Consider the following 12,530-nt stretch of genomic DNA (forward strand, 5'->3'; position numbering starts at 1 on the left):
CGTGGCCGCACCTGCGCCGTCCAGGCCCGGTGCACGGGGTGATCGTGCCCCGACCTGAGCAGTCGCATGCTGGGCCCGACCTCCCACATCGGGGAGACGGCGAACCGCATCCGCGCCAGATCGCCCACCGAAAACGCCAGTTCCGCCCGCACGGCCACCCCGAGGATTCACACATGCCTTAACCAATGGCCCGGCAGCCTACCCACCACCGAACATGCCCTGCATGACCTCACAGACGATCACGGCAGCAGGCACCTGGAAGCTCGGCGACCGCACGGTCAACCGGATCGGCTTCGGCGCGATGCGCCTGGCCCAGAACGGCGAGGCCCTCGTCAGTGGAGCCGTCCCACGCGACCGGGACCAGGCGGTCGACGTACTGCGCCGCGCCGTGGACCTCGGGGTGAACCACATCGACACCGCGGCGTTCTACTTCTCCCCGCTGCGCTCCGCCAACGAACTGATCAACCGCGCCCTGGCCCCGTACCCGGAGGACCTGGTGATCGCCACCAAGGTCGGCCCCGGCCGCGACCCCTCGGGGGAATGGATGCCCCACGCCCGGCCGGAACAGCTGCGCGGCCAGGTGGAGGAGAACCTCCGCCAGCTGGGCCGCGATCACCTCGACGTGGTGAACCTCCGGATCGTCGGCACCGACTCGATCGCCGAACGCTTCGGAGCGCTGGCCGAGCTCCGGCAGGCCGGCCTCGTACGCCACCTGGGGCTGTCGAACGTCCGGCCCCACCACCTGGACGAGGCCCTGGCCATCGCGCCGGTGGTGTGCGTGCAGAACATGTACGGCATCGGCGTACAGCCCGAGCAGGACGAGTTCCTGCGCACCTGCGGCGAACAGGGCATCGCGTTCGTGCCGTTCTACTCGATCGCCGGCACCGGACGGCAGGCCGGCGCCGTCGGAGAAGACAGCGCCGGGGTGCTGCAGGTCGCGCGTGCGCACGGGGCGAGCGCGGCCCAGGTCCGGCTGGCCTGGACGCTGCAGCGGGGACCGCACGTACTGGCGATCCCCGGCACGGGGGACCCAGAACACCTCGCGGCCAACGTGGCCGCCGGCGCCCTGCGTCTCACGCCGGCCGACCTGGCCGTTCTGGACTCCCTGCACCGAGGCCCGGGGGCGTCCTGAGTCCCGCGCCGGACGCGCCGCTCGCCCTCGCCGCCGGTGCCCACCCGGTCGGCCGGTCCGAGCCCTTCACCAACTGCTACATCGACTGCCTCCGGGCCGTCCAGCAGCAGCCCCCGCAGGTACGAGGCGCCCCTGCCCGCTGATCCCGGCCGCGGCCCTCATACAGCCAGCGAACCACCCACACCCACCGCGACAGAACACCTGAGGAAGCACTGCCAGAGGGCGTGTGTCGGAAGCGCCCTATGGTGGCGGACGTGAGTGGACTGGAACGGAGCTACCGATATGTCGGACCGGCCGAGCTGAAGGCCGCGGTCCGTCCAGATGACGGCGGGCGTCGGATCGGCTCGGCAGCCGACTTCGACGGCTGGATCGTGGAGCAGTCGGCGGCGGAACTGGCCGAACCGTTCACCTTCGTGGTCGATCCGGCGGGTGTGCTCCGCCTGGCGCCGCGGCGAAGCGAGCACGTGGCCTGTGCCGGCGGCGACATGGTTCTGAGCGCTGGTGAGATCGGCTTCGTGCGCGAGGCACACCAGTGGACCGTGAACGAGGTCAGCAACCTGTCCACCGGGTACTGCCCGGACATCGCCTCATGGGTAGCGGTCGCCCGCGCCCTGGACGCCGTACGGCTCCGGCGGCCCTGCGGGTTCACTCATGAGGTGGTGTTCCGGCGGTGCCCCGGCTGCCACGAGTGCAACATCGTCCGCGAGGATGAGTTCGTCTGCGTCTTCTGCGGTTGCGATCTGCCCGCGGCATGGAACGTGGATCCCGCCGCGTGTGGCGCATGGCGACAGCCCGGTGCCCCTAAAGGCGCTTGAATCGGCGCTCGGCCGCATGGCGCTTGCGGTAGTCGACCTGGGCAGAGCGTGGCCGTCGGCGCTACGGGAGCCGCGGGCGCCGGCAGCGTCGGCGTCGCGCTCCGTGCCTGGCAGCCGGTCTTGGGGCGGTAGCCGGAGCTGTCGTTGCCCGCCGGGCCGAGCAAGGCCCTGTGCCGGCAGCGCATCGGCAGTCACCGCAGGCGTTCCCCCTGCGCCTCGCCAGTATCCGAGCCCGAACCGAACGAGCTACAGCGGACTGATCCCCTGAAAGCGCTGGACTGCTGGTCAGAGCACCTGTCAGGCTCCGCCTCGTGGCGATCCTCGATGTCCTGACCGGCATGGCGAAGACAGGTCGGCTGGGCCCGGTGTACAGCGGAGCCGGCTGGAACGACGTGACCGCCGCACTCGGCGAGCCATGGGACATCGGAACCATGAGCCGGAGGAGAAGGTGGCCGCGGCTCTTCGCCTACGGAGACCTTGAGATGAGTGTCTGCCGCTGCCGGAAGGTTTCGCTCATCTGCGTCCAGACCTGGCGTGACGTCGTCGAGCTCCCTCCCTCGGTTGCCGGGGGGACCGGCATCTTTCCGACAGGGCTCAAGCACTCGGATGTCGTTTCCGCCTTGGACAGGGCCGGCTGTTCCTGGGAACCACGTGCTGCGCTGACCTTCGGGAACCAGTGCTCGCTCACGGCGATCGCATCAGGCGCGAACTTCGTCTTCGAGACCCACGAGGGCGAGGAACCCGTGCTGAGCGTCATGGGCCTGCCCGGCGACGGACACGACTGCTCCGCACAGACCACCGCCCAAGATCACTGACGTGGAGCGCGCCAAAACCCGTAAACGCCGACTTGGCCCTGGGAACCCCGGGGGCCTCCCCCTCGCCCAGGAGGTCCGGCCCGGCTGGGAACACACCAGGTTCTGGCCGCGGATTGCCGGCCGCGCCGGCTCCGGGCAGGATCTCGTGCATGGGTTCGGTGGTGCAGAACGTGGCGGTTGACTGTGTGGATGCCTATGAGCTGGCTCGGTTCTGGAGCGAGGCCCTCGGTGGTCCGCTGCATCCGGAGAGCAGGCCGGGTGACGCGGAGACTGCGGTGATCCTGCCGGAGGGCCCGCAGCTGTACTTCAACCAGGTGCCGGAGCCGAAGACGGTCAAAAACCGGATTCACCTGTGCCTGCGCCCCGAGACGTCGCGTGAGGAGGAGGTCCAGCGACTGCTGGGCCTCGGTGCCACCCTCGTCGCCGATCGCCGGGAACCCGATGGGGCCGGCTGGGCCGTCCTTGCCGACCCTGAAGGCAATGAATTCTGCGTTCTGCGCAGCGCGGCCGAGCGCGCGGCGATGTCTTCCTGAGCAGAGCAGGGGAGACTGAGCTCTTTCCACCATCGGCGACGGCCCTGCACGACCCGGGCCCGGATCGGGAGATCGGTTGACGGCCTTCTGAGCGTCGGAGAGCGTCTCCCAGGGACCCCAGTACGGAACGTGGACTGTGCCTCCGGCACCGCGGTATCCCTTGTCCGCCCAGCACGTGATGCCGGCGTCCGTGAGCATGTCGACGATGTCGTACGGGCAGCCTCCTCAAGGGTCAGGGGGAGTGCGGCCAGGAGGTCGACAGCCTCGGCGACGTATCGGTCGGCGGTGGTGGCGGCACCGAACCCGGCCGCGAGCTGGGCGTAGGGGTGGCCGTTGCGGCGGTGGGCGAGTGTGAGCAGAGCCTGCCGGAGCTTGGCGGACAGGAGGCGCAGGGCAGAGCTGGACGCGTCGACGCCGGAGGGGTACACCAGCACACGAAGCCTATGAAGGCCCAACTGGCCCACGAATCTGTCGGGTTGGAGTCAACTCAGTTCCTCAAGACCCGGGTCGGCGGCCTGATCGCCGGACTTTGTCCACCTCGACACCATCGGCCTGCACCGCTTGTACGCCCAGCTCGTCAAAGGCATCGTGGGAGCCATGCCGACGGCCGCCCTTCGGCAGCGGAGTCCGCCGATCATTCCGGGTGACAGTCCGGACCAGCGGGTGGCACCATGCGGCCATGTGCGAAGACTGCCTGGCCGGCTACTCACGCTGTGTCCACGTCACCGCTGACGCCGCCGACGCGTACCGCCAGGCCATGCGACTGTGCGCGCTGATGGAACACCACGGCGAGGAGGCGGAACTGCTGACGCACCTGGAGAGCGTCGACGAGGTCCGCCGAATGGCGGCGGCGCTGCCGAACTCCCGCTTTGTGCACCACCCTTGCCCTGGTGCCCGACCCTCTTGCGGCGCTGGCGGCTGCGAACCGGACGTGTCGGTCATGGACGACCGTGAACTGGAGGCACACCTGCCGCTCGCGATGTCGGCACGGTTCGCACCGGGGACGGCCGAGGACCGGGTTGTCGCGGCACTGGGCGACAACGGCAGCGCGGTCTTCCTCGTATGGCCGGGCCGGTGGCCGGACAGACCCGAGCACGGCCTGCACGGCTCGCGCCACGATGCGGTACAGGTCGCCTTCCGCGGCGACCACTCCGACCCTGCACTGCTGTCCGGCCGGCACGCGGTCCACGTCCACGTGTCCAAGGAGTCCGGCCACCGCGGCGTCGAGTATCTGGCTGCCCAGGCGGGCGTCCACCCGTGACCGACTCGGTGCTCGTGCACGCCGCTGTCAGGTCCGCATCACCGCACTCGCCCAAGCCGTCCTCGCCCTACACCTGACCAGCTCAGCGTGAGGTTGGAAAGAGCTCACTGGCAGACGTCACGCGGCCGGCGGGCGGGGTCAGAGGTTGACGCGCTTGAGGTAGACCCGGCTGCGGTGGGGGATGGTCTGGTACCAGACCATGAGGTGTTCGTCCTCGTACGTACGAAGCCGCATGGGGTGGGTGTCCTCGTAGAGGCTGCCGTCCTTGGGGTCGATGGCCATCGCGGCGAGGTCGACCAGGCCGTCCATGACAGCACCGACCAGCTCCTGCTGTCCGGCGGGCATGTCGCCGAGGACCCACAGCCGGCTCGGATCGCACTCCCACGCCCAGCCGCTGTCGTTCTCCACTCCTTCGCCCCGCGGCGCGGTCACTGGCCGATCTCGCGCTGGGCCTCGGCGAGGATGCGGCTGCTCGTTTCCATGGCAGCGCGGAACTGTTCCTCGGTGGCGTCCGGGTCGCCCGCGATGCGCTCCGCCTCGTGCAGTGCCGCGGCGCGGGCGGGCCAGCGGTGGATCGCCACGTGAGTGGCCCACTTGATCAGGAAGAACCGCAGCGGGTTGATGGCACCCGTCTCGGCGGCCCGGTCGAAGGCCTCGTTGCATTCCTTGTCGAGTACGGGCAGGTTGGCCATGTCGATCCGTCGCACGGCGTCCCGCAGGGCTTCCCGCGTCATCGCCGGCTGGGGGATGAGGGGCCCGCCGTCTTCCAGCTGCTGTGCTGTCATCGTGTCCTCCAGGGGAACGCCGGGCCAGGATACCCAGCCGAGCCCGCGAAACCACCGCTGAACGCAGAAAAGCCCCGCACCAGAAGGTGCGGGGCTTTCCCACAATGATTGTTCGGCGGCGTCCTACTCTCCCACAGGGTCCCCCCTGCAGTACCATCGGCGCTGAAAGGCTTAGCTTCCGGGTTCGGAATGTAACCGGGCGTTTCCCTAACGCTATGACCACCGAAACACTATGAAATTCTGAACATGCTGGTGTTCTCACAGCCGTTCGTTATTTCAGAACTAACACAGTGGACGCGAGCAACTGAGGACAAGCCCTCGGCCTATTAGTACCAGTCAGCTCCACCCGTTACCGGGCTTCCACATCTGGCCTATCAACCCAGTCGTCTACTGGGAGCCTTACCCTCTCAAGGAGGTGGGAATACTCATCTTGAAGCAGGCTTCCCGCTTAGATGCTTTCAGCGGTTATCCCTCCCGAACGTAGCCAACCAGCCATGCCCTTGGCAGGACAACTGGCACACCAGAGGTTCGTCCGTCCCGGTCCTCTCGTACTAGGGACAGCCCTTCTCAATATTCCTACGCGCACAGCGGATAGGGACCGAACTGTCTCACGACGTTCTAAACCCAGCTCGCGTACCGCTTTAATGGGCGAACAGCCCAACCCTTGGGACCGACTCCAGCCCCAGGATGCGACGAGCCGACATCGAGGTGCCAAACCATCCCGTCGATATGGACTCTTGGGGAAGATCAGCCTGTTATCCCCGGGGTACCTTTTATCCGTTGAGCGACGGCGCTTCCACAAGCCACCGCCGGATCACTAGTCCCGACTTTCGTCCCTGCTCGACCCGTCGGTCTCACAGTCAAGCTCCCTTGTGCACTTACACTCAACACCTGATTGCCAACCAGGCTGAGGGAACCTTTGGGCGCCTCCGTTACCCTTTGGGAGGCAACCGCCCCAGTTAAACTACCCATCAGACACTGTCCCTGATCCGGATCACGGACCGAGGTTAGACATCCAGCACGACCAGAGTGGTATTTCAACGTCGACTCCACCCCAACTGGCGTTGGGGCTTCAAAGTCTCCCACCTATCCTACACAAGCCGAACCGAACACCAATATCAAACTGTAGTAAAGGTCCCGGGGTCTTTCCGTCCTGCTGCGCGAAACGAGCATCTTTACTCGTAGTGCAATTTCACCGGGCCTATGGTTGAGACAGTCGAGAAGTCGTTACGCCATTCGTGCAGGTCGGAACTTACCCGACAAGGAATTTCGCTACCTTAGGATGGTTATAGTTACCACCGCCGTTTACTGGCGCTTAAGTTCTCAGCTTCGCAACCCCGAAAGGTCACTAACCGGTCCCCTTAACGTTCCAGCACCGGGCAGGCGTCAGTCCGTATACATCGCCTTACGGCTTCGCACGGACCTGTGTTTTTAGTAAACAGTCGCTTCTCGCTGGTCTCTGCGGCCACCCCCAGCTCACGGAGTAAATCCGATCACCAGGAATGGCCCCCCTTCTCCCGAAGTTACGGGGGCATTTTGCCGAGTTCCTTAACCATAGTTCACCCGAACGCCTCGGTATTCTCTACCTGACCACCTGAGTCGGTTTAGGGTACGGGCCGCCATGAAACTCGCTAGAGGCTTTTCTCGACAGCATAGGATCATCCACTTCACCACAATCGGCTCGGCATCAGGTCTCAGCCTTGTATGAGGGACGGATTTGCCTACCCCTCGGCCTACACCCTTACCCCGGGACAACCACCGCCCGGGCTGGACTACCTTCCTGCGTCACCCCATCGCTTACCTACTACAAGTCTGGTTCGTCGGCTCCACCACTTCCCTTCACCCGAAGGATCCAGGACGGCTTCACGGACTTAGCATCGCCTGATTCGATATTGGGCGTTTCAAAGCGGGTACCGGAATATCAACCGGTTGTCCATCGACTACGCCTGTCGGCCTCGCCTTAGGTCCCGACTTACCCTGGGCAGATCAGCTTGACCCAGGAACCCTTAGTCAATCGGCGCACACGTTTCTCACGTGTGTATCGCTACTCATGCCTGCATTCTCACTCGTGAACCGTCCACAACTAGCTTCCGCTGCTGCTTCACCCGGCACACGACGCTCCCCTACCCATCACAGCGGGCGTTGGCCCTCTAGCTGCAATGACACGACTTCGGCGGTACGCTTGAGCCCCGCTACATTGTCGGCGCGGAATCACTTGACCAGTGAGCTATTACGCACTCTTTCAAGGGTGGCTGCTTCTAAGCCAACCTCCTGGTTGTCTCTGCGACTCCACATCCTTTCCCACTTAGCGTACGCTTAGGGGCCTTAGTCGATGCTCTGGGCTGTTTCCCTCTCGACCATGGAGCTTATCCCCCACAGTCTCACTGCCGTGCTCTCACTTACCGGCATTCGGAGTTTGGCTAAGGTCAGTAACCCGGTAGGGCCCATCGCCTATCCAGTGCTCTACCTCCGGCAAGAAACACACGACGCTGCACCTAAATGCATTTCGGGGAGAACCAGCTATCACGGAGTTTGATTGGCCTTTCACCCCTAACCACAGGTCATCCCCCAGGTTTTCAACCCTGGTGGGTTCGGTCCTCCACGAAGTCTTACCTCCGCTTCAACCTGCCCATGGCTAGATCACTCCGCTTCGGGTCTAGAGCGTGCAACTCAATCGCCCTGTTCGGACTCGCTTTCGCTACGGCTTCCCCACACGGGTTAACCTCGCTACACACCGCTAACTCGCAGGCTCATTCTTCAAAAGGCACGCAGTCACGACTGCATGTGCAAGCACATACAGCGACGCTCCCACGGCTTGTAGGCACACGGTTTCAGGTACTATTTCACTCCGCTCCCGCGGTACTTTTCACCATTCCCTCACGGTACTATCCGCTATCGGTCACCAGGGAATATTTAGGCTTAGCGGGTGGTCCCGCCAGATTCACACGGGATTTCTCGGGCCCCGTGCTACTTGGGAGATGAGCAAGCAAGCCGCTAATGTTTCGTCTACGGGGGTCTTACCCTCTACGCCGGACCTTTCGCATGTCCTTCGACTACATCAACGGTTTCTGACTCGCCTCACAGCCGGCAGACTGTGAAAGCTCATTCCCACAACCCCGCATGCGCAACCCCTGCCGGGTATCACACGCATACGGTTTGGCCTCATCCGGTTTCGCTCGCCACTACTCCCGGAATCACGGTTGTTTTCTCTTCCTGAGGGTACTGAGATGTTTCACTTCCCCTCGTTCCCTCCACACTGCCTATGTGTTCAGCAGTGGGTGACAGCCCATGACGACTGCCGGGTTTCCCCATTCGGACACCCCCGGATCAAAGCTCAGTTGGCAGCTCCCCGGGGCCTATCGCGGCCTCTCACGTCCTTCATCGGTTCCTGGTGCCAAGGCATCCACCGTGCGCCCTTAAAAACTTGGCCACAGATGCTCGCGTCCACTGTGTAGTTCTCAAACAACGACCAGCCACCCATCACCCCACCAGACAAGCTGGCGAGTTCACTGGGGCCGGCACTGAAGACATCAACCTCACGGCCGTACCTTCAGGACCCAACAACGTGCCAAGCACGATTCCGTCGACTTTCACTGTGTTCCACGCCGAAGCAGTACTTACAGAAAGTGTCAGAAACCGTGCCAACTAATCAACGTTCCACCCATGAGCTGACCGTGCAGAACGTTTGTCTGCAATCGGTACTGTGCTCCTTAGAAAGGAGGTGATCCAGCCGCACCTTCCGGTACGGCTACCTTGTTACGACTTCGTCCCAATCGCCAGTCCCACCTTCGACAGCTCCCTCCACAAGGGTTGGGCCACCGGCTTCGGGTGTTACCGACTTTCGTGACGTGACGGGCGGTGTGTACAAGGCCCGGGAACGTATTCACCGCAGCAATGCTGATCTGCGATTACTAGCGACTCCGACTTCATGGGGTCGAGTTGCAGACCCCAATCCGAACTGAGACCGGCTTTTTGAGATTCGCTCCACCTCACGGTATCGCAGCTCATTGTACCGGCCATTGTAGCACGTGTGCAGCCCAAGACATAAGGGGCATGATGACTTGACGTCGTCCCCACCTTCCTCCGAGTTGACCCCGGCGGTCTCCTGTGAGTCCCCATCACCCCGAAGGGCATGCTGGCAACACAGGACAAGGGTTGCGCTCGTTGCGGGACTTAACCCAACATCTCACGACACGAGCTGACGACAGCCATGCACCACCTGTATACCGACCACAAGGGGGGCACTATCTCTAATGCTTTCCGGTATATGTCAAGCCTTGGTAAGGTTCTTCGCGTTGCGTCGAATTAAGCCACATGCTCCGCCGCTTGTGCGGGCCCCCGTCAATTCCTTTGAGTTTTAGCCTTGCGGCCGTACTCCCCAGGCGGGGAACTTAATGCGTTAGCTGCGGCACCGACGACGTGGAATGTCGCCAACACCTAGTTCCCAACGTTTACGGCGTGGACTACCAGGGTATCTAATCCTGTTCGCTCCCCACGCTTTCGCTCCTCAGCGTCAGTAATGGCCCAGAGATCCGCCTTCGCCACCGGTGTTCCTCCTGATATCTGCGCATTTCACCGCTACACCAGGAATTCCGATCTCCCCTACCACACTCTAGCTAGCCCGTATCGAATGCAGACCCGAGGTTAAGCCTCGGGCTTTCACATCCGACGTGACAAGCCGCCTACGAGCTCTTTACGCCCAATAATTCCGGACAACGCTTGCGCCCTACGTATTACCGCGGCTGCTGGCACGTAGTTAGCCGGCGCTTCTTCTGCAGGTACCGTCACTTTCGCTTCTTCCCTGCTGAAAGAGGTTTACAACCCGAAGGCCGTCATCCCTCACGCGGCGTCGCTGCATCAGGCTTTCGCCCATTGTGCAATATTCCCCACTGCTGCCTCCCGTAGGAGTCTGGGCCGTGTCTCAGTCCCAGTGTGGCCGGTCGCCCTCTCAGGCCGGCTACCCGTCGTCGCCTTGGTAGGCCATTACCCCACCAACAAGCTGATAGGCCGCGGGCTCATCCTTCACCGCCGGAGCTTTCCACCACGGAAGATGCCTTCCGCAGTCGTATCCGGTATTAGACCCCGTTTCCAGGGCTTGTCCCAGAGTGAAGGGCAGATTGCCCACGTGTTACTCACCCGTTCGCCACTAATCCACCCCGAAGGGCTTCATCGTTCGACTTGCATGTGTTAAGCACGCCGCCAGCGTTCGTCCTGAGCCAGGATCAAACTCTCCATGAATGTTTACCCGTGATCGGGGTGCACACGCACGAAAGAGCGGGCGCATCATGTCGGAATAAGACCGACGCGCCACAACGTCCTCGCTGTGTTTGTCGCCTGCCAGTGCCCGAAGGCCCGACAGGACTTTTTCAAAGGAACCTCATCCACCGAAGTGGACGGGGTATCAACTTCTGGCGTTGATTTTTGGCACGCTGTTGAGTTCTCAAGGAACGGACGCTTCCTTCGTACTCACCCTCGCGGGTTTTCCTCCGGGCTTTCGTTCTGCTGTCCTGCGTTTCCGACTCTATCAGACTCTTTCGGGCCCGATTTCCTCGGTGCTTTCCAGGTTTCCGCTTTCGCGTTTCCCTTTCCGGCGATTCCGACTCTATCAGAACCTTTCGGGCCTGACTCCCAGTCAGCGGGTGGTGCAGCTCGGGCTGTTGGGCCCTTGCGGCGAGTGAGACAGTAGCGGATTCCCCGCCTCCGAACCTAATCGGGGGCGGCGTCCTCGGACGCGGATTCCTCATTCGCAAATACGCATGAAAACGAGACGACAGAGTGCGTCGTTCGTTCGAATGAGTAGTGCGGAATGGTTGTCCGGGGACCGACCGGAGTCGGCGCTCACGTCGGACAACTCGAAGAACCTTACGGATCGGGCACACCCGTGTCAACCCCCGGCTGACCGCCGCCGCGCCCCGGCGCAAAACTCCCCCGCCCCGGCCCTCGCGGGTCTACCCTGGCTCCCATGACTACGCATGCGCTCACGCTCAGCCTTCGCTGGTGGGCCGCCTGACGGCGGCCGACCTTCCACGCGAGCACGCATGCGCTCACGGCCGCCGCCTCGGCGGCCGTTCTGTTTTCTCCCCTTCCGGGAGTGGCCCGGCCGCCGCCGACACGGAGGCCCGACACCACTCACGCACTCACAGGGAGAGCAGGACATGACGAGGATCTTCAGCGGGATCAAGCCGACCGGTCACATGACCCTGGGGAACTACCTGGGCGCGGTCCGACAGTGGGTCGCCGCCGACCAGGAGCCGGACGACGCCCTGTTCTGCGTCGTCGACCTGCACGCGCTGACCGTCGAGCACGAGCCCGCACGCGTACGGAGGCTGAGCCGGCAGGCCGCGACACTGCTGATGGCCGCCGGCCTGGAACCCGGGCGCTGCACCCTCTTCGTGCAGAGCCACGTCGACGAGCACACGCGGCTGGCCTACCTGCTGGAGTGCACGGCGACCGACGGCGAGCTGCGGCGGATGATCCAGTACCGGGAGAAGGCGGCCAAGGCGCAGGCATCGGGCGAGGGTGTCCGGCTCTCCCTGCTGACCTATCCGGTCCTGATGGCCGCGGACATCCTGGCGTACGGCGCCGCTGAGGTGCCGGTGGGTGAGGACCAGCGGCAGCACGTGGAGCTGACCCGGGACCTGGCGGTGCGCTTCAACCAGCGCTACGGACACACCTTCACCGTGCCGAGGGCCAGCCATCCGGCGGTGGCCGCGCGGGTCATGGACCTGCAGGATCCGACGTCGAAGATGGGGAAGTCCCACGAGAACGGGGCGGGGATCGTCTACCTGCTCGACGAGCCCGCGGTGATCCGCAGGAAGGTGATGCGGGCCGTCACCGACAGCGGGGACGGTGCGGTGGTCTACGACCGGGAGGCGCGGCCGGGCGTGGCGAACCTGCTGGACATCCTGGCGGCGTGCACCGGCGGTGACCCGGCCGCGCTCGCCGACGGGTACGCCGGCTACGGGGCGCTGAAGCGGGACGTGGCCGACGCGGTGGTCGAGCTGCTGCGGCCGTTGCAGGAACGGCACGCGGAGCTGGCGGCCGATCCGGCGCAGGTGGACAAGGCGCTGCGGGAGGGTGCCGGGCGGGCCAGGGAGCTGGCGCGGCCGGTGGTGGACCGGGCGTACGAGGCGATCGGGCTGCTCAGGCCGTAGCCGGGAGTACGGGCCCACGCGGGGGCGGGGGCCCG

Annotated in this window: 9 protein-coding genes, 3 rRNA genes and 1 pseudogene (1 of these 13 running past the window's edge); 6 read left to right on the top strand and 7 right to left on the bottom strand. The window is 64.2% G+C overall.

What is annotated here, in order from left to right; translation table 11 throughout:
- Nucleotides 1-152: the start of an ArsR/SmtB family transcription factor gene (locus BSL84_RS15570; RefSeq protein ID WP_234363625.1), read on the bottom strand. The gene continues 862 nt to the left of window position 1, outside the view; the window shows 152 of its 1,014 coding nt (coding positions 1-152); it begins with the start codon at nucleotides 150-152; its stop codon lies beyond the left edge, outside the window.
- A 71-nt stretch (nucleotides 153-223) separates the two neighbouring features.
- Here BSL84_RS15570 and BSL84_RS15575 point away from each other — a divergent pair, with 71 nt between their 5' ends.
- From BSL84_RS15575 to BSL84_RS36090, 4 genes are all read left to right on the top strand, one after another.
- Nucleotides 224-1,132: an oxidoreductase gene (locus BSL84_RS15575; RefSeq protein WP_030029152.1), complete on the top strand. Its 909-nt coding sequence runs from the start codon at nucleotides 224-226 to the stop codon at nucleotides 1,130-1,132.
- A gap of 242 nt (nucleotides 1,133-1,374) precedes the next feature.
- Nucleotides 1,375-1,947, top strand: coding sequence for a hypothetical protein (locus BSL84_RS15580; RefSeq protein ID WP_234308608.1), 573 nt, complete (start codon nucleotides 1,375-1,377; stop codon nucleotides 1,945-1,947).
- 311 nt (nucleotides 1,948-2,258) lie between these two features.
- On the top strand, nucleotides 2,259-2,762 hold the full coding sequence (locus BSL84_RS15585; RefSeq protein ID WP_075970561.1) for a hypothetical protein: 504 nt from the start codon (nucleotides 2,259-2,261) through the stop codon (nucleotides 2,760-2,762).
- Nucleotides 2,763-2,911: 149 nt separating this feature from the next.
- Nucleotides 2,912-3,295, top strand: coding sequence for a VOC family protein (locus BSL84_RS36090; protein ID WP_075970562.1), 384 nt, complete (start codon nucleotides 2,912-2,914; stop codon nucleotides 3,293-3,295).
- Between the two features lie 69 nt (nucleotides 3,296-3,364).
- On the opposite strand, the pseudogene BSL84_RS34765 reads toward BSL84_RS36090, so the two are convergent.
- Nucleotides 3,365-3,729, bottom strand: a pseudogene (locus tag BSL84_RS34765) (transposase family protein); the annotation flags it as partial.
- Nucleotides 3,730-3,974: 245 nt separating this feature from the next.
- On the opposite strand from BSL84_RS34765, the gene BSL84_RS15595 reads away from it, so the two are divergent.
- On the top strand, nucleotides 3,975-4,556 hold the full coding sequence (locus BSL84_RS15595) for a hypothetical protein (protein WP_075970563.1): 582 nt from the start codon (nucleotides 3,975-3,977) through the stop codon (nucleotides 4,554-4,556).
- A gap of 138 nt (nucleotides 4,557-4,694) precedes the next feature.
- Here the strand turns inward: BSL84_RS15595 and BSL84_RS15600 are convergent, their stop codons facing one another.
- The 5 genes from BSL84_RS15600 to BSL84_RS15620 all read right to left on the bottom strand — a co-directional run bounded on the left by BSL84_RS15600 (nucleotide 4,695) and on the right by BSL84_RS15620 (nucleotide 10,579).
- Nucleotides 4,695-4,964 (bottom strand): hypothetical protein, encoded by a 270-nt coding sequence (locus BSL84_RS15600; protein ID WP_159393521.1) that lies wholly within the window; start codon nucleotides 4,962-4,964, stop codon nucleotides 4,695-4,697.
- A gap of 20 nt (nucleotides 4,965-4,984) precedes the next feature.
- Nucleotides 4,985-5,341, bottom strand: coding sequence for a hypothetical protein (locus tag BSL84_RS15605; protein ID WP_075970565.1), 357 nt, complete (start codon nucleotides 5,339-5,341; stop codon nucleotides 4,985-4,987).
- 110 nt (nucleotides 5,342-5,451) lie between these two features.
- A 5S ribosomal RNA gene (gene rrf, locus BSL84_RS15610) occupies nucleotides 5,452-5,568 on the bottom strand.
- A 79-nt stretch (nucleotides 5,569-5,647) separates the two neighbouring features.
- A 23S ribosomal RNA gene (locus BSL84_RS15615) occupies nucleotides 5,648-8,771 on the bottom strand.
- 284 nt (nucleotides 8,772-9,055) lie between these two features.
- Nucleotides 9,056-10,579, bottom strand: a 16S ribosomal RNA gene (locus BSL84_RS15620).
- The 16S, 23S and 5S rRNA genes sit together here, the layout of an rRNA operon.
- Nucleotides 10,580-11,496: 917 nt before the next feature.
- Here BSL84_RS15620 and trpS point away from each other — a divergent pair.
- Nucleotides 11,497-12,495, top strand: coding sequence for a tryptophan--tRNA ligase (gene trpS, locus BSL84_RS15630; RefSeq protein WP_030030588.1), 999 nt, complete (start codon nucleotides 11,497-11,499; stop codon nucleotides 12,493-12,495).
- The last annotated feature ends 35 nt before the right edge of the window (nucleotides 12,496-12,530 follow it).

Origin of the sequence: Streptomyces sp. TN58, from assembly GCF_001941845.1 — a bacterium.
Lineage (GTDB): Bacteria > Actinomycetota > Actinomycetes > Streptomycetales > Streptomycetaceae > Streptomyces.